The 18,497-nt window shown below is 54.9% G+C and carries 13 protein-coding genes; 11 read left to right on the top strand and 2 right to left on the bottom strand.

From position 1 onward, the window contains the following. The 5 genes from HKD42_RS07930 to HKD42_RS07910 all read left to right on the top strand — a co-directional run bounded on the left by HKD42_RS07930 (nt 1) and on the right by HKD42_RS07910 (nt 5,574). Entirely contained in the window at nt 1–1,275 is a 1,275-nt protein-coding gene (locus HKD42_RS07930) for an MFS transporter (protein ID WP_170012259.1), read from the top strand. A gap of 42 nt (nt 1,276–1,317) precedes the next feature. Beyond that, nucleotides 1,318–2,073 (top strand): SDR family NAD(P)-dependent oxidoreductase, encoded by a 756-nt coding sequence (locus tag HKD42_RS07925; protein ID WP_170012257.1) that lies wholly within the window; start codon nt 1,318–1,320, stop codon nt 2,071–2,073. Between the two features lie 33 nt (nt 2,074–2,106). Further along, complete coding sequence (locus tag HKD42_RS07920) at nt 2,107–3,138, top strand: sugar kinase (RefSeq protein ID WP_170012255.1); 1,032 nt, start codon at nt 2,107–2,109, stop codon at nt 3,136–3,138. A 70-nt stretch (nt 3,139–3,208) separates the two neighbouring features. Further along, the gene (locus HKD42_RS07915) at nt 3,209–4,267 is read left to right on the top strand and encodes a polysaccharide lyase family 7 protein (RefSeq protein ID WP_170012253.1); all 1,059 of its coding nucleotides are present in this window, start codon (nt 3,209–3,211) and stop codon (nt 4,265–4,267) included. Nucleotides 4,268–4,446: 179 nt separating this feature from the next. Beyond that, complete coding sequence (locus HKD42_RS07910; RefSeq protein ID WP_170012251.1) at nt 4,447–5,574, top strand: iron-containing alcohol dehydrogenase; 1,128 nt, start codon at nt 4,447–4,449, stop codon at nt 5,572–5,574. 108 nt (nt 5,575–5,682) lie between these two features. Here HKD42_RS07910 and HKD42_RS07905 read toward each other — a convergent pair whose 3' ends face one another. Next, nucleotides 5,683–7,944, bottom strand: a complete 2,262-nt coding sequence (locus HKD42_RS07905) for a penicillin acylase family protein (protein WP_170012249.1) — start codon at nt 7,942–7,944, stop codon at nt 5,683–5,685. Nucleotides 7,945–8,194: 250 nt separating this feature from the next. On the opposite strand from HKD42_RS07905, the gene ggt reads away from it, so the two are divergent. From ggt to HKD42_RS07890, 3 genes are all read left to right on the top strand, one after another. Continuing rightward, entirely contained in the window at nt 8,195–9,979 is a 1,785-nt protein-coding gene (gene ggt / locus HKD42_RS07900; RefSeq protein ID WP_170012247.1) for a gamma-glutamyltransferase, read from the top strand. An 83-nt stretch (nt 9,980–10,062) separates the two neighbouring features. Next, entirely contained in the window at nt 10,063–11,271 is a 1,209-nt protein-coding gene (locus HKD42_RS07895) for an acyl-CoA dehydrogenase family protein (protein WP_170012245.1), read from the top strand. Nucleotides 11,272–11,275: 4 nt separating this feature from the next. Continuing rightward, complete coding sequence (locus HKD42_RS07890) at nt 11,276–12,379, top strand: acyl-CoA dehydrogenase family protein (RefSeq protein WP_170012243.1); 1,104 nt, start codon at nt 11,276–11,278, stop codon at nt 12,377–12,379. 59 nt (nt 12,380–12,438) lie between these two features. Here the strand turns inward: HKD42_RS07890 and HKD42_RS07885 are convergent, their stop codons facing one another. Continuing rightward, nucleotides 12,439–13,545, bottom strand: a complete 1,107-nt coding sequence (locus tag HKD42_RS07885) for an NADH:flavin oxidoreductase (protein WP_170012241.1) — start codon at nt 13,543–13,545, stop codon at nt 12,439–12,441. A 392-nt stretch (nt 13,546–13,937) separates the two neighbouring features. On the opposite strand from HKD42_RS07885, the gene HKD42_RS07880 reads away from it, so the two are divergent. From HKD42_RS07880 to HKD42_RS07870, 3 genes are all read left to right on the top strand, one after another. After that, nucleotides 13,938–15,134, top strand: a complete 1,197-nt coding sequence (locus tag HKD42_RS07880) for an acyl-CoA dehydrogenase family protein (protein WP_170012239.1) — start codon at nt 13,938–13,940, stop codon at nt 15,132–15,134. A 24-nt stretch (nt 15,135–15,158) separates the two neighbouring features. Continuing rightward, nucleotides 15,159–16,292 carry an acyl-CoA dehydrogenase family protein gene (locus tag HKD42_RS07875; RefSeq protein ID WP_170012237.1) on the top strand — a complete coding sequence of 378 codons (1,134 nt, stop codon included), beginning with the start codon at nt 15,159–15,161 and terminating at the stop codon, nt 16,290–16,292. Between the two features lie 293 nt (nt 16,293–16,585). Further along, nucleotides 16,586–18,448, top strand: a complete 1,863-nt coding sequence (locus HKD42_RS07870) for a DUF1800 domain-containing protein (protein WP_170012235.1) — start codon at nt 16,586–16,588, stop codon at nt 18,446–18,448. Nucleotides 18,449–18,497: the final 49 nt, after the last annotated feature.

The raw sequence follows: 18,497 nt of genomic DNA, 5'->3' as shown, positions 1-18,497 counted from the left end.
ATGCTGAAGGGAAAATTCCGGTTCGTAATTGTGGGGCTCGTCGCGATCGCGACGATCATCAACTATATTGACCGTGGCGCATTGGGCTTTCTCTGGCCTGAAATTTCCGAAGATCTTGGTTTAACCAAGACAGACTATGCGATCATATTGAACGTGTTCACTTTCGCATACGCTTTCGGTCAAACCTTGTTCGGCAAGATTTTTGATTGGATCGGCGTGCGACTTGGTTTTGTTTTGTCGATCGTCGTATGGTCGGCAGCGACTATGCTGCATGCGGTCGCGACGGGGCTGACCAGTTTTGCGGTATTCCGCGGCCTATTGGGTGTGTCAGAAGCTGGCAACTGGCCGGGCGCAACCAAAGCCAATGCCGAATGGTTTCCGATCAATGAGCGGGCCTTGGCTCAGGGCATATTTAACTCTGGCGCCGCCATTGGTGGTATTGTTTCTGCACCGATTATCGGCGTGCTGTTTGTCTTTTTGGACAGCTGGCAAGCGACATTTATTGCCATTGGTGCCTTAGGCTTTCTGTGGCTTGTGCCGTGGTTATTGGTCTACAAGTCCGGCCCTGAGGCGCATCCGTGGCTATCGGAAGAAGAACGCCAGTTCATTCTTACCGGACAACGCAATCAAGAAACTAACGAGGTAGCGACATACGCGCCGGGATCGGGTGAGATTCTGTCGCGCAAGGAAAGTTGGGGTGTCATCATGGCATCATTCTTCCTTGACCCGATCTGGTGGTTATTTGTTGGCTGGCTGCCTCTCTATTTGAACGAAACCTACGGCTTTGGGGTGGAAGAAATCGCCATCTATGCATGGATTCCCTATGTCGGTGCGATGCTTGGTGCGTGGTTCGGCGGTTTGCTCGCCCAAAACCGTATCAAAGCTGGTTGGAGCGTCGACAAAACGCGGAAGAGTGTGATCACTCTTGGCGGGATCATCATGCTGATCTTCCTGCTACTCACGACACAGGCGGCGACACCTTTCGTCGCGGTTATGCTGATGGCAGCCATCTTGTTCGGGTTTCAAACTGCAGTCGGCAATATCCAAACATTGCCGAGCGATTTCTATAGCGGAAATTCGGTTGGGACATTGGCGGGTTATGCCGGCACTGCCGCCAAACTGGCGGTGGTTCTCCTCAACTTCCTGATCCCGACCATTACGGTGAACAGTTACACGCCTGCATTTGTCGTCGGCGCCGGGTTGGCAATTATGACCGTTGTTTCGGTCTTCATCTTCTGTCCCAACATCAAACCACTCAAGCCAAAGGCGGCGTGAAGCTGCTGAACCTTTTCAGATATCTAAACTACAGGAAATCACATGACTAAATTTAGCGGTAAAGTTGTTATTGTTACTGGCGGTAGCCGCGATATCGGACGCGCCACATCGGTCGCGTTTGGACGCCAAGGTGCATCGGTTGTCATCAATTACAACAGCAACGAAGATGCAGCCAAAGAAACGCTGGCAGAAGTCGAGGCAGCTGGTGGCAAAGGTATTATCGTAAAAGGCGATATGACCCAGAAAGCCGATGTTGACGCTGTTGTGGCCGCGTCACTCGACGCATTCGGTCCGGTCATCCACCACTTGGTGAATGTGGTCGGCGGTCTCGTGGCGCGTAAGGGCCTCGATGAAATGGACACCGAGTTTTTCGAGAATGTGATGAGCTTGAACGTCACTTCTGCTTTCTTGGCAGCACAGGCGGTCGTTCCCCACATGACTGAAGGTAGCTCAATCGTGAACTATGCGTCACTCGCTGGCCGTGATGGCGGGGGCCCTGGCGCAATTGCGTATGCCACCAGTAAGGGCGCTGTGATGACCCTTACCCGGGCGCTTGCCAAAGATCTGGGCCCCAAAGGCATCCGAGTGAACTCGCTATGTCCGGGGATGATTGCAACGTCGTTCCACGATACGTTCACCAAAGACGAAGTCCGCGCAAATGTTGCCAATGCAACCCCGCTAAAACGGCAAGGCAGAGCGGAAGAAACTGCGGATGCAACGGTGTACCTCGCTTCAGATGAAGCATCCTTCATCACCGGCACAAATGTCGACATCAATGGCGGCTTGTTCTTTTCCTAACGGTTTTGAACTCCAATTGGAGCATATTTGAAAATGGCAGACTTCCTTTCTTTTGGCGAGATCATGTTGCGCCTCAAGACACCCGGCCACGAACGGTTTTTCCAATCCCCTGCCTTTGAGGCGACCTTTGGCGGCGGGGAGGCCAACGTTGCGGTGGCACTCAGCAATTATGGGCTTGATGCGGGCTTCATTTCTGCGCTGCCCGACAATGACATTGGTGAAAATGCCATCCGCGAATTGCGGCGGTTTGGCGTGGATACATCACATGTGCGGCGCTCTGGTGACCGGGTGGGAATCTACTACTTAGAAACGGGTGCCAACCAGCGTCCATCCAAGGTCGTGTATGATCGGGCGCATTCATCCATCTGCGAAGCGGCGCCGGGCGATTTTGATTGGGATGCCATTTTCAAAGGTAAGAAGTGGCTACACATTACCGGTATTACACCGGCGCTTAGCCAGTCAGCCGCCGACCTTAGCCTTGAATGCGTGAAAGCTGCGCAGGCGGCCGGCGTTACCGTGTCATGTGATTTCAATTATCGCGGCAAATTGTGGAAATATGGCAAGACTGCGCCTGAAGTGATGGGCGAGTTGGTCAAATATGTCGATGTTGGCATCGCCAATGAAGAAGACTGCCAAAAGTCATTGGGCATTTCGGTCGATGTAGACATCGAATCTGGCGAGCTCGACACAGCTAAGTACGAAGCTTTGTCGGAGAAGGTCCTGGATATATATCCGGGAATGAAAGCCATTGCGATTACGCTGCGTGAAAGCTTCAGCGCAGACCGCAACGGCTGGTCGGCCTGTGTTCGCCACCGTGATGGAGGCTTTAAGCTCTCCCGCCGCTACGAAATGACAGATATTGTTGACCGTGTAGGGGGAGGGGACAGCTTCGCTTCGGCCTTCATCTATGGCTACAATGCCTATGAAGATCAGCAGCAAGGGTTGGAATTTGCCGTAGCCGCAAGTTGCCTCAAGCATTCAATTCTTGGCGATTTCAATCGTGTTACGGTTGCAGAAGCGGAGAAGCTGATGGGCGGAGACGGGTCTGGCCGGGTTCAACGCTAAGCCCCGTTCAGCGCAGAGTTATCGTCGCCTGCTAAGCTTAAATTTCCGCTGCATTGTTTGAGGAATTGATATGAAGTGCTGTTCGGCGATTGTAGCTGCGTTTATCGTATCTAGCGTAGTTGCATCTGTACCCAGCGTAGCTCATGACACGTCCGCCGCGCCCAGCACTAAGTTCGATTTAAGCGAGTGGAAGATTACACTGCCTGCTGATGAAAACGGTGATGGTAAGGTAGACGAGGTTAGTGTTCGCAAGATCCAGGGATATAGTCACCCAGACTACTTCTATCTGGACGCTGAAGGCCGAATGGTTTTTACCGCACCGAACAAGGCAAAAACTACCAAAAACTCGTCCAACACCCGCAGTGAATTGCGACATATGCTTCGCGGTGTGAACACCCGTTTCAAGACGCATGGCCCGGAAAATAATTTTGCCGTGGAGGCACGCAAAGATTCTGACAAATTCGGTGCTGTTGGCGGAAAGCTTGAAGCGACTTTGAGAGTGGATCATGTTGCCAGAAATTCCGGCAACCCCAGCAGCAAGCCGGCTTATTCTGCGGTTGTCGGACAAATCCACGCGGTAAAATACGACAACACTAGATCGGGGTTCGGATATGGAAACGAACCGATCAAGATATTCTATAAGAAACTGCCGGATCACCAAACGGGTTCGGTATTCTGGACCTACGAACGCAATCTGGCCAAGAACGATCCAGACCGGACTGATATCGCTTATCCGGTTTGGGGCAATGTTTGGACCGAGACGAGTGACCCGGGCGAGGCGGGCATCCCGCTGGGCGAAGATTTCAGTTATACGATCAACGTCTATCGCAATACGATGTATCTGAAATTTGAAAGCGAGCGGCTCGGCACAGTTCGCCAAGCCATCAGCTTGGTAGACAATATTGATGCAAACGGGAATGTAGACGCGGCCGACAACAAATATAGCTACGGCGGGGACTCGCTATATTTCAAAGCGGGCCTCTATAATCAATGCAGCACAAAAGCCGATGGAAGTTTCTGGGCCGCCGCGTGTGCCGGTACCGGGGATTGGCCAACTGACAAGGCGAACGGTGACTATGCGCAAGCTTCGTTCTCTAAATTGGTGGTAGGTCCATCATCGCCTCAATAGCGTTTTAGCCCTCCATCAAGCTGAACATTAGAGATCGGCTGCCAATTGATGTTTTCTGCATCGCGCTTCGCCTGTCGTTCGAAAATCGAAATCAGATCGCAGATCATTTGACTAGTTTTGCCACCTAGCTAAACCAACTCTCACAACATAATTATCCAGCAGAGAGGCTGTAGCTGAACATGGCAACACTGACGTATCTAACAACGACGCATTTCGATTTCGGTGCGCTGGGACAACTTAGTGGCGAGTTAAAAAAAGCAGGAATATCCAAGGCCTTCATAGCTACCGATGCCGGGTTGGTGGCTGCCGGAGTGGTCGGCACCGTAATCGATGCAATCGGTGCGGATATTCAAACGACCACTTTTGATGGTACGCCCGGTAATCCAACAGAAGAAGCTGTCAAAGCTGCGTTTCAGCAATATCAGGACGAGGGATGCGATGGTGTGATCGCGCTTGGCGGCGGTTCTTCCATGGATCTGGGCAAGGCAGTGGCATTGCTCGCTGGCAGTGGCGGACCGTTAGCGCAGTATGATCCGCTTGCCGGCGGTGCAAAGCTGATCAAGTCGGTTGCCCCGATTATCGCTGCTCCCACAACCGCCGGTACAGGCAGCGAGGTTTCTGTCGGGTTTGTGATTATTCTTGAAGACGGCCGCAAAATGACGTTCGCCAGCCCGCTATTCATCCCGCAAGCTGCCATTTGTGACCCGGAATTGACAATGGGATTGCCGGCACTGATGACTGCCGCAACCGGTATGGATGCGATTACGCATTGTATCGAAGCATTTCTGACACCGGCAGTGAACCCTCCTGCGGAAGGTGTCGCGCTGGATGGTTTGTGGCGTGGCTGGCAATATCTGCCCCGCGCGGTCAAGGACGGCCAGGATCGCGACGCCCGTTGGCAGATGATGATGTGTTCTACCGAAGGGGCGCTGGCTTTCATCAAGGGCCTGGGTGCCGTTCACGCGATGAGCCACGCTGCGGGCCGTATCCGCCGATTGAATCTGCATCACGGGACGTTGAATGCGGTTTTCTTGCCAACGGTGCTTCGTTTCAACGCGTCAGTATGTGAAGAAAAATACGTGCGTCTACGGCAGGCTATGGGGCTTGCACCCGATGCGGATTTATCCACTGCGATCACTGAAATGAATGCCGCAATCGGATTGCCATCCGGCCTTGCAGAAATGGGTATTGAAGAAAGCGACATACCCGAGCTGATTGAATATGCGCAAAAAGATTTGTCGGCCCGGTCAAACCCGCGTCCGGTTTCAGCGGCCGAGTACGAAGCCATGATCCGCGAGGCGATGTAGCGGTCATCGGTATTTCGGTGACGACCGAATGACCGCTCTATTTTGTGATCATCCCCGCGGCCAATGTTGGGCCACGCATCTTAGGGATGTGACAACAGCCGCAGCAGTTCATTCTGTAATACGGAGAGTTTCTCCCTTACGCTGGGCCTCAATTTCAGGCGGTGAGAAAGGCAAGCGGTGCCACCGCTTGGCCGCATAGAGTTCCGTCTGGTCGGAAAAATGCGGTGATGCCGGATCGGTTGATTGCGAATAACTCAGGATAGCGTCGGCCACCGGTCCGTTTTCGTCGAAACCCACTATCTGGATGTAGCTGGAGCCATGCTGCGGAACCAATCCGCCTTCCACCGGGCGGCCGCGTTGCATGTTGAGCACGCCTGCCACGCCGGGCCCGCCATGTAGCGCAATCTGCCGATCATTCAGGCGAACCGCCAGGACTTCTCCCCACGGCGCATCAAGGGCAATTCCGGCTGCGGTAACGGATGTTGCAGCTTTGGATAGAGCGGCCATTAGGGCCTCTCCCTTGGCACCCTCTGTAATAAGTTCGCGCGGCGTATTGACCGGATCAGCCGCATCGAACTGAACTTGCCACAATCCGTCCCGCTCGCGCACTTCTTCCCAGAAGGTGGCAAACAGAAAGGCCCCGGTGCTGCCGATTTCAAATTTCCGGTTCCATCCAGCAATTGCGGAGCAAGCCTCCTCCATGTCCTGCTGGTCAGCGCACAGCGTAAGCAGGTGTTCTACCACCATATCCGCAGCGAGGCTTTTATTGCCGAACACCAGATCCTTTGCAGCGTCGCGGTCCATCAAGCCGTTTGCCAAAGCAGCCTCTGTTTCGATGAAATTGGAACGCGTTCGCAGGCTCAGCGGCTTTTCAAACTTGCCAAGGATTGGTGACAGTTCCTGATACTGGGTGCGAGGGTTGCTGATCCAATAGCTATCATTGCTGTTGGTGACGTAATCGCGGCGAGTGCGAGAGGCCTGTTCAGAAGCGGGCAGCAAGCCGGCCGTCGCATTCTGATCCGATCCGCGCCAATCGCATTCAGCTCTGGTTCCGTCCAGTAGTATCACCAGATGCGCTACCAAGCCGGAAAACGGGGTACCGCATGTCTTGGCAAATTCTGCAGATACGTTGGGCACTGCCGTGATATCAGCATGCAGCGCATCGCCATCGCGATCAGCCGCGATTGTGTTGACCCACGGGATACCAAGATTGTCGCTGACGGCTGTCTGGATTTCCCCGACATTGCGGGCTTTCCCGATGTTTAGCCAAGTTTCTATTGCGCGTTGATTGCCTGAATTCGCATCACGCAGAGCAAAAGCCAAAGATGAATTCCACGCCAGCGGTGTGCCGGGCATAGTCACCACAGGGCCAAATTGAGTCGAATAGAGCGTGCGGACAACTGGCGGAGCGCCATCGGGCATGGGGACGCTAATGTCCTGCTTGGTCATGGCCACAGGCTCACCATCAACCATGTAGGTGGTCGGATCGTCAGCCGAAAGCGTCAACGCGTAAATGGTGAAATGGCGCGCGGCCGTTACAGTATGCGTCCACGCAACGTCGCGGTTGAAACCGAGCGTCGGGATTGGCGTACCGGCAAGGCCGACACCCATCACGTCATAATCATCTGGCCCGGTTACGTGCAGCTGCCAGAACCGTGCGGGTCCTTCCCACGGGAAATGCGGATTGCCGATCAAAAGGCCGCTGCCATCCGATGTAGCATCCCCGCCAAAGGCCCAGCCATTGCTTCCAAACGTTAGATCTTCATGCGGTGTTATGGTGTAGGACACTGCTTCGGATTGCATACTGCCAGGAGGGGCTGCTGAAGCGATCCCGGGCGCCAGCGCCAGCGAGCTTGCCAGCAACATTTGCTTCTGGTTGAGGCGGATCATGTCGTCCCGATCAATCGGGCGTACCCAGCTGGCATTGCGGCAGGCTGCGGGTAAGGCATCGCTGCCTGTATCGCGCAGGAAGCGGTTATAACCCGCAATATATCCATCAACCAATGCCTGGGTTGTGCTGTGCTGCTGGGACCAGCCGGCGCGCAGTGTCGGCAGATCAATCTGGCTGCGGTAAAACAGGTCGGATGTCAGATTGTCTTGTTCGCCAAATCCAAGAGTGGAAGTTCCTTTGGGGCCGAAGTGTAGTGACCGGGTGCCTGCGACAGTGGCAAATTCTTCCGCCAACATACAGAAATTGTCTTGCGCATAGGCGTAAGCAACGCCGTAGCCGACACCGCCCCAACTATCGGATTTGATATGCGGAATGTTGAAGTCGGTTCGGGTAATTGCCGCGTCATATTGCGCGTGTGCAGCAAACCCGTGGCCGAAGGTTCCTGCGGTAACTGCCGCCGCTATCATCCAAACCTTCATACTGTTCTCCCCATCGCCAAACCGGCTGTAGCCTGAACCGTACGGGCATCATTGCTCAGTCGCAACTGCCGTATGGTGATACGGTAATACTGTTTCGGAGCCGGAAATGATGGGGGGCCTGGAACAGAACCAATTAGCACCGCAGCCCGGCAATCCCGGGATCATCTGGCGGATCGGCATCTACTTTTTCTATTGCCTCCAATGCGCAAAGGGAAGAAAGCTTGATCCTGCAATTTTAAAGGAAATGACCATGCGCGTCACCATCACCGCCGCCATATCGGCTGTAGCATTGGCAGCAACACCTGCCGCAGCGCAGGAGGCCAAGCCGGTTGAAGAACAGATAGGTGCCGGCGGCAGGCCGGTGGGCGCCAACTGGTCGCGCAGTCCGGTTATTGCCCAGCACGGAATGGCCGCCACTGCCCATCCGTTGGCCACGCAGATTGCGCTGGATATTTTGAAGGATGGCGGGAACGCGGTGGATGCCGCCATCGCTGCCAATGCGGCCTTGGGACTGATGGAGCCTACCGGCAACGGGATTGGCGGCGATCTTTACGCAATCATCTATGATCCGAAAACCGATAGGCTGCATGGGATCAATGGATCTGGCCGATCACCCAAGGGGCAAACGCTCGACCAATTATTGGAGAGACTGGATGGAGCTGAAGCGCTGCCGCCGGTGGGGCATTTGCCAGTAACAATCCCGGGCACTGTTGATGCGTGGTTCGCCATGCACAAACGTTTCGGAAAAATGCCGATGGACGGGATCCTTGCACCGACAGTCCGGTATGGACGGGAAGGGCATCCCATCGCACCGGTTATTGCAATGTATCTTGACCGGTCTTTGCAGGCTTACACTCGCCGCCAAGAAACCTACGACTTCTCGTTCGACAATGCCCGGGCCACTTGGTTCGCGGACGGTACAGCGCCCGAGGCCGGAGAGATCTTCAAAAATCCGGATTTGGCAAATACGCTCGAAAAGATCGGGCAGGGTGGCCGCGATGCGTTTTATACAGGCGATCTGGCCGGGGTGATGGTCGATTATCTTCAACGGCAAGGTTCGGCCTTTACGCTGGAGGATTTTGCGGATCATTCGAGCGAATGGGTGGAACCCGCCTGTGTCGGATACCGCGATGGATTTGAACTGTGTGAATTGCCGCCAAACGGACAGGGCTTCGCAGCATTGCAAATGGTCAATATTCTCAAGAATGTAGACCTGCGCCAGTGGGAACGCGGCAGCGCGGAAGTGATCCATTATATCACAGAAGCGAAGCGCCTCGCGCATGCCGATGTTGCGCGCTTCTACGCCGATACAGATTTCTTCCCTGTGCCGATGGACCTGCTGAGAGAGGAATATGGCCGCAAACGGTTTGCGCTGATTGACCCTGCCAAGGCGACCCCGGAATTCGGACCGGGCGAACCCAAGCTCGAAGGGCCAGGAGATACCACATATCTGACCGTTGCCGACAAAGACGGGATGATGGTGAGCCTGATCCAATCAAATTATCGCGGTATGGGCGGCGGCCTTGTGCCCGATGGACTTGGCTTCATGTTCCAGGACCGGGGCGAGCTATTCAGCCTCGATGCGGACCATCCCAATGCGTATGCGCCCGGCAAGCGGCCGTTTCACACCATCATTCCCGCTTTCGTGAAGAAAGATGGCAAGCCCTATATGACGCTGGGTCTGATGGGCGGGGGAATGCAGCCGCAGGGCCATGTCCAAGTGCTGATCAACATTGCCGATTACGGCATGAATGTTCAGGAAGCTGGCGATACGGCACGGATAAACCACGACGGGGGGCGCCAGCCAACAGAAGCGTTGACGGGCCCGTCTGCTGATCCGCTGGGGACTCTGAATGTGGAACCGGGTATTCCGGCTTCAACTGTCGAGGCGCTGCGCGACATGGGGCACAATGTCCGCGTGGTTGATAATGGGATTATGTTTGGCGGCTATCAAGCCATTGCCAGAGACCCCGATACCGGCGTTTATACCGGTGCAACCGAAATGCGGAAAGACGGGCAAGCCAGCGGATACTAGACGCGCTTGTATCCTGCGTAACTGACAGAACAGATGGTTGCCAGCGGAATGCCAGCTGGTGCATTGGGGATTGGAACCACCATATGAATATCGATTTTTCGCCAGAGTTGGAAGCGTTTCGGGCGGAAGTCGCGACCTTCTTCGCCACCGCTCCAACACCCGCCATTCGCGAGGCAGGCCGCAAGACGACCAGCGTGTTTGCTCCGTTCCAAGAGTGTATGGAATGGCACAAAACTTTGTTCGAGAAAGGCTGGGCAGCGCCCCATTGGCCAAAGGAATATGGCGGCACAGGCTGGAGTGTGGAACAACGTTTCATCTTTGCTGAGGAATACCGCAAAGCCGATCTACCGCCCTTATTGCCGCAAAGTTTGGGCATGGTCGGTCCGCTGCTGATCGATTTGGGGACAGAAGAGCAGAAGCAGCGATACTTGCCCACTATCCTCAATGGTGACGATTTCTGGGCGCAAGGATATTCTGAGCCGGGTTCGGGTTCTGACTTGGCATCGCTGAGCTGCCGGGCTGAGCCAGATGGTGATGATTATATTATCAACGGTTCCAAGATTTGGACGACCTATGCCCACCATGCAAACCGGATGTTTATGCTGGTCCGCACCAGTACGGAGGGCAAAAAGCAACAAGGGATCACGTTCCTGCTGCTCGACCGTGTGGATTATCCGGGAATGGAAATCCGGCCTATCGTCGGGCTGGACGGCTTTCCCGAACAATGTGAGGTTTTCTTCGATAATGTCCGGGTGCCGCAATCGGGCCGGGTCGGTGAGGAAAATGATGGTTGGAGCGTTGCCAAGCATTTGCTCAAGCATGAACGCGGAGGCGGATCGGCGGCTAGCCCAACGCTTGTGCGGTATTTAGAAAGGGCGCGTGAGGCGGCCGCGATAATCGCATCTCCTTTCGGTGGGGTGTTGGCGGATGATCCCGTTTTCCAGCGCGATATAGGGGAGTTGGAGGCGGATGTTGCCTCGCTCGCCCATTTTGAAAAATTGGCGATTAGCGGCCACTCTATCGCCCGCGATCCGTCATTCCCGTCAATGAATAAAACCATCAATTCCGAGCTGGTCCAGCGCGCTTCGGTGATCATGAACCAGGTATCTGGCGTGGGCGGATTGGCCCGCCAATTGGAAGCCTTGCGGGTTGGTTCCAATGTCGAACCACTGGGTAGCGAATTCGACCTGATTTCGATGCCGCTATACCTCAATAGCCGAGCGACCACGATCTACGCGGGCTCTAACGAGGTCCAACGGGACCTTATTGCACGCACTATGGCAGGGGCTTGAGCTTATGGATTTCTCATTTTCTCAAGAACAAGAGATGCTGCGTGATAGTGTCGCGCGCTATCTGGACAAGAACTATGATTTCGATGCCAGACAAGCACTGGTGTCATCCGCCGCGCCTTGGTCTGCCGAGGTCTGGAACCAGTTTGCCGAGCTGGGCTTGCTCGCCTTGCCATTTAGCGAGGATCAAGGCGGTCTAGGCGGTTCTATCGGCGATTGCGTGGCGTTCGCTCAAAGCTTTGGCAAACACTTGGTGGTCGAACCCTACGTGTCTTCCATCATGCTGGCAGGGGCTGCCATCGCGGCCAGCGACAATACAGCCAATTTGGACTGGATTGAGAAGCTTGCCTCGGGTGAGGCAGTAGCCGGTTTTGCCTATGAAGAAGGTGCCGGAACAGCGCATCCAGGCCTTATCAAAATGGTGGCTGAACCGTCCGGCGATGGCTTCGTGCTCAGCGGTGAAAAGCGCTTGGTTTTGGCTGGGGCTGATGCAGATATTTTGGTCGTGGCGGCACGTATGGGCGCGGCAGGCCCGGTCGCATTATTCCTTGTCGGGAAAGATGCCGATGGGCTGAATGTCAGTGCCTACACAACAATTGATGGGCGCAGTGCTGCCAATATCCGCTTTGATGCGGTGGCAGTCGGTGCCGATGCAATGCTGCTGGCCGATGCCAGCGAAGCGCTCGAACAGATCATCGCCAAAGCGATTATCGTGCAGGGGGCGGAGGCCGTCGGGGCAATGGACGCCTTGCTCTCCCTGACTGCGGAGTATGCAATGACGCGAAAGCAATTTGGGACACCCATCGGGACGTTTCAATCGATCGCCCATCGCCTTGCAGATATGAAAATCGCATATAGCAAGGCGCTCGCGACGCTGACCTACACGGCAGCCTTGGCCAATTCGGGTGCGATCACGGCGCGCGATATTTCAGTGTTCAAAGGACAGCTTGGTAAAATGGGTCTGGCCATCGGAGAATCTGCCATCCAGATTCACGGCGGTTTGGGGCTGACCGACGAGCTGAATATCGGGCACTATCACAAGCGGTTGCTCGCATTCGATGCACAGTTCGGGGACCATTCTTACCACTTGCGTAAGTTAGGGCAGCGATAGGGACGCGTGTTTGCAGTAAGCCTGTTTTAAGAGGCTTACCGTGAGCCTGGGCGGCGGTATCAGGTGAGAGACATCAGGCTCTTACCGTCATAATCTTCCAGCTCTTCGTGCCGACCGTCACGGATCTTGGCTGCCCAGTCGGGATCATGGAGCAAAGCGCGGCCCACGGCGACTAGGTCAAACTCCTGCCGGTCTAGGCGCTCTTCGAGATCATCCAGAGAACGTGCCGCGGAACCTTCGCCTGCAAAGGCCCCAAAGAAATCGGATGAGAGGCCAACCGAACCAACCGTTATGGTGGGCAAACCAGTCAGTTTCTTGGCCCAGCCCGCGCAGTTCAGCCCATTCTCGCCATCCAGCTCGGGGAACTCAGGTTCCCAATAGCGGCGCTGGGAACAGTGCAGCATATCGACACCGGCATCAGCGAAGACATTGAGAAACGCGCCAAGCTCTTCAGGTGTCTCGGCGAGGCGTGCAGTGTATTCCTGCTGCTTCCATTGCGAGAACCGCAAAATGATTGGCATATCATCGCCCACCGCTTTGCGTGTTTCGCGGATGATATCGGCTGCAAATGTTGCCCGTTCGGGCAGAGAACCACCAAATCGTCCGTCCCGAATATTCATCCGGTCCCAGAAAAACTGATCAATCAAATAGCCATGCGCGCCGTGAATCTCGACACAATCAAAGCCAAGACGCTTGGCCTCGCCAGCAGCGTTGGCAAACGCCATTACCATATCATCCACATCGGCATCGCTGGGCGCGTCTTGAACCTGCTTGCCTGTATGGGTGAGGCCTGAAGGGCTATCCGACATTGCTTCCGGGTGTGGTCCGGTGCCGGGCTTGCGCATCATCCCCTGATGCCAGATTTGCGGCGCGATCTTTCCGTTTTCGGCATGAACAGCCTTGGCCACATTGCCCCATCCTTCAAGAGCTTCCGCCTCGTGAAAATTGGGTACCTTCTCGTCGTTAGAGGCGCCGCCTCTATCCACTGTGGTGCCTTCTGTAATGATCAGACCAACGCCGCCCGCCGCGCGCCGTGCGTAATAGTCGGCCACATCTGAACCCGGTACGCCGCCAGGTGAAAAGCTGCGGGTCATGGGGGCCATGGCGATCCGGTTTGGAAGCTCCAGCGATTTGATCTTGAACGGGCTGAAGAGAGGTCTGCTCATGGCGGTATCCTTGACTGAAGCGGCGTTACCAAAGATCGTTACGCCGGGCTTGGATTGTGCGGCCAAGTCGTCCCACCCGCCGCGCATTTGGTCAGGCTTCTAGTCATAACCGGTGCAGATCCCAAGCTGTTTCAGTTTTAGAGAGATCGTGCCAATTGCGGAATCAACCGCTAGGATACAGCTTCTCGGTCTTAATTGCTGGATGCGGCAAATTTTTTTGTGAGCGGGCGGTTATCCGCATCCCCTCCGGAAAGGCTGCGTGCCGTAGCGTTTGTTCGCATGTAATGAGGCCTAACCGAGAAAAACTTGCTTTATCTGGCACAAATTGGCCTCTTTTTTGTTGATGTCAGGAGTGTAAGAGCAAGAGAATATAGATCGAAGGGAAGAGACCGATGAATCTGGAGTTCAGTGCCGACGAAGTGGCGTTTCGCGAAGAGGTTCGTAGTTTTATTGCGGAAAATTACCCGAAACACCTTTCTGCCGACGGGTTGCGTGATGATCTTTCGCCGGAAGACATGGTTGCATGGCATAAGGTGTTGGGTGAAAAAGGCTGGTCTACACCGGCATGGCCGACCGAGTATGGCGGCACGGGTTGGACCCCGACGCAGCGCTATATCTGGTCTGAAGAGAACGCCCGGGTGAACGCAATTATGCCGTTGCCATTCGGTGTTTCGATGGTCGGTCCTGTTATCTATACTTTCGGAAACGAAGAACAGAAGGCCCAGCATTTGCCGGGCATCTGCAGCGGAGATGTATGGTGGTGCCAGGGCTATAGTGAGCCCGGCGCCGGGTCTGATCTTGCATCCCTGCAAACCACCGCGGTGCGTGATGGCGATCATTACGTAATTAATGGCCAGAAGACTTGGACCACCTTGGCCCAGCATGCTGATTGGGGTTTCTTCCTGTGCCGCACTGATCCCGATGCTGCGAAGCCGCAGGAAGGTATCAGTTTCATTCTGGTGGATATGAAAACACCGGGTATCGAAGTGCGCCCGATCAAGCTGATTGATGGTGGCTACGAGGTCAACGAAACGTGGCTTACCGATGTTCGCGTGCCGGTAGAAAACCTTGTCGGCCAAGAGAATATGGGCTGGACATATGCCAAGTTCCTGTTGGCGCATGAACGCAGCGGTATTGCCGGTGTCGCGCGGTCGAAGCGCGGTGTTGAGCAATTGCGTGACATTGCAAAGTCCGAACAACTGGACGGCGAACCGTTGATGAGCGACTTTGATTTCGCCCGTAAAGTGAGCCAGCTTGAAATTGATCTTGCGGCTCTGGAAATCACCGAATTGCGCACGCTTGCGGGCGAGCAAGCCGGTAAGGGCCCTGGCCCGGAAAGCTCGATCCTGAAGATTAAGGGTACCGAGATTCAGCAACGCCTGACGGAACTTACCCTGGAAGCTGTTGGTCATTATGGCACGCCATATTACAATGGCATGTCCGATCTGGGATCGAACGAGTATCCGATTGGTCCGGAATATGCGCAACATTCGGCTTCGACCTATTTCAATATGCGCAAGACCTCCATTTATGGCGGGTCAAACGAAATTCAGCGCAACATTATCACGAAAATGGTTCTTGGCCTTTAAGGCTGAGAGATCGGGAGAGACACTGTGGATTTTAACTTCACCGATGAGCAATCAATGGTGCGCGACAGCCTGACACGGCTGGTGCGCGAAACCTATGATTACGAAACACGCAATGGCGTGATCGCCAGCGAAAGCGGTTGGCGCCCTGAAATTTGGGCGCAACTGGCTGAGCTGGGTCTGCTGGGCATGCCGTTTTCTGAAGAGGATGGAGGCTTCGGCGGCGGTGCCATCGATTCCATGATCGTGATGGAAGAATTTGGCAAAGGCCTGGTGGTCGAGCCGTATGTTCCCACCGTTGTATGCGCGGGTGGTTTCTTGAAGCACGCCGGTACTGCTGCTCAAAAAGAAGAGCATATTGGCGGGATTGTAGATGGCAGCCAGATCTTTGCATTTGCTTATGCTGAACCACGCGGCCGGTATGATTTTGCAGACCTTGAAACGACTGCGAAAAAGAGCGGCGACAGCTATGTGCTCAATGGACATAAAGCAGTTGTGATCGGCGCCCCTTGGGCAACCCATCTGGTGGTGACCGCACGTACTTCGGGCGGCCAGCGGGACAAGGGCGGTATCTCCGTATTCATTGTCGACAAAAGCGCTGACGGGGTGGTCACGCGCGATTACCCGACCGTTGACGGACGCCGTGCTTCCGAAGTGTATTTTGAGAACGTCTCTGTACCGGCAGATGCCCTGATCGGCGAAGAAGATGGCGGTTTGCCGCTTATTGAACTGGTGACCGACGAAGCAATTGCTGCGCAGTGCGCAGAAGTGTGCGGCGCCATGAAAGTCGCCCACGCACTGACAATCGACTACGCGAAACAGCGTAAACAGTTTGGTGTGCCAATTGCATCATTCCAAGTGCTGCAACACCGCATGGTCGATATGTTCACGGAATATGAGCAGTCAGTGTCTATGACATATTTGGCTACTTTACGTCTGGGTGATGACGAAAACGCCCGCAAGCAAGCGGTTTCTGCTGCGAAAGTCCGGATTGGTCAGGCTGCACATCTTATCGGGCAGGAGGCTATCCAAATTCACGGCGGTATGGGAATGACCGACGAAATGGCCATTGGTCATTATTTCAAACGTCTGACGATTTTCGATTCCGAATTCGGCAATGTCGATCATCACATGAAACGGCATATCGCTCTGTCGAGCTAAACGTACCGATATTTAGGGCGGCGCCATGCGGTGCCTATCCCATGCTATCTGAAAAGGGCCATCATGCTAAAAGGCGTGGTGGCCCTCTTCCTGTGAGCCGCCGTGGCATGACACAAGAAAACGGGGCGCATATTTCTCTATGCCGCCGGCCAATTTACCATTCCTCAGAAGCGGTTTGTTAACCCGGCGCAGCGATCAAAACAGTGCATGACTTTTCCCTGATTGTTTCAATCTCGGCGCAGTGAGGCTGTTATGCAAAACCGGTGCTGTGCAGAAATGAGGGACGGGCAGTTATGAAAGACTGTGTAACTGACGAGCGACTGAGCGAAGCCACCGAGCGTGATCATGGCTCGTTAGAAGAAAACCTAACCGTTCTTCCCGAAGACGGGCCCGCATCCTTACCGGCCAAAGGAATAACCGTTTCTGCGTTGGCGATTGCCACTGCGGCATGCGGCGGTGGAGATAGTGGCGGGGGCTCTGCCCCACCAACTGGCAGTAGTGGCGGCGGAACGGTCACCCCGCCCCCGACAGTGCTGAAGCCTACGACAGATGAAGCGGCTGCCCGGTTCGCCCTGCGCGCCGCATTCTCGGCACCAATTGGCAGCATCAGCAATCTGAAAGATCGGGGTTACGAGCCTTGGCTTGATGGCCAGATGTCCGCTTCCAATGATCAGACGGCTGAGCAGTTTTTCCAATCCCGCGGTTTTGATGACATCACCACCGACCAGTTTTTCTTCAATCGGCGAATTGGGGATTACATGATCTGGAGCCAGCTGATGTCACGCGGAAGCGAAGTGCGCAAACGCGCGGCTCTGGCCTTGTCAGAGTTCTTTGTGGTCTCGCTCAACAGCGTTAGCATAACGTGGCGCAGCCAGGCGATCGGCGAATATTGGGATATTTTAAACAGGCGGGCATTCGGCAATTTTCGCGATTTGCTGGAAGATATTACGCTTAACCCCGCGATGGGCGTGTTCCTCAACACCCGGGGCAATCGCAAGGCGAACCCATCTACCGGCCGGGTTCCGGATGAAAATTATGGCCGCGAAGTCATGCAGCTTTTTTCGATTGGGCTGTTTGAACTGAATGTGGATGGCACGCAGCGGACAGATGGCAGCGGGAACCCTATCCCGACCTATTCCAACGACGATGTTACGGGCATATCCAAAGCGTTCACTGGTTATGATTTCGACTTTGATGGCATTGGATATACGCCTAATCCAAGGAACCCGAACAATCAGATTCCTGATGTTGAGTATGTCCGGCGGCCCATGACAGCAGACCCCGCCAAGTGGCAGCGCCCGCGAACCCAGAGCGAGCATTCCGCTGAAGAGAAAGCCTTTTTGGGCACTGTAATCCCCGCTGGCACCGGGGCCGCAGAGACGCTTCGTCTGACACTTGATGCAATTTTTCAGCATCCCAATGTCGGTCCGTTCTTTGGCAAGCAGATGATCCAGCGATTGGTGACCAGCAATCCTAGCCCGCAATATGTGCAGCGGGTGGCGCAAACGTTCAACGACAACGGATCGGGAGTGCGCGGCGATTTGCGTGCGGTCTTCACAGCTATCCTGATGGATGAAGAAGCGTTGGACCCGGCAGGGCTAACCAATCCGATGTTCGGCAGGTTGCGGGAGCCGATGGTGCGATACGCCCAATGGGGCAGGACATTTGACGTCAGTTCGGTAAACGGGAATTGGGATATAGGCGATACGTCTTCTAATTCGACTGCGCTTGGCCAAGCACCTTTGCGATCACCGTCTGTCTTTAACTTCTTCCGGCCCGGCTATATTCCCGCAGGATCGCAGGCGGCGGCGAACAATTTGCTCGCACCCGAATTCCAGCTGGTGAACGAGACATCAGTCGCGGGCTATGTGAACTTCATGGAAGGGGTGATTGGGGGAACGGGCCGGTTTGGCCGCGATGTGAAGGCAAGCTATTCCGGTGAATTGCCTATCGCGCATCAAAGTGATGCCTTGCTGGACCGGCTCGATCTGGTCTTGGCCGGCGGGCAGCTGACCCAAAATACGCGAGACGTTATCAAGGCGGCATTGGACGATATCACGGTAACCGAAACGAGCGACGACGCGACGAAACTCCGGCGCATCCATATTGGCGTGATGTTGGTGATGGCATCCAATGATTACATGGTTCAGAAATAGAGGCACTGCGATGTTTGTTGGAAAAAGCACAGAGCTAAGCCGCCGCGCC

This window comes from Pontixanthobacter rizhaonensis (genome assembly GCF_012972675.1).
Lineage (GTDB): Bacteria > Pseudomonadota > Alphaproteobacteria > Sphingomonadales > Sphingomonadaceae > Pontixanthobacter > Pontixanthobacter rizhaonensis.
The sequence above is the reverse complement of the archived record's forward strand: the minus strand, read 5'-3'. Positions and strand labels throughout refer to the sequence as shown.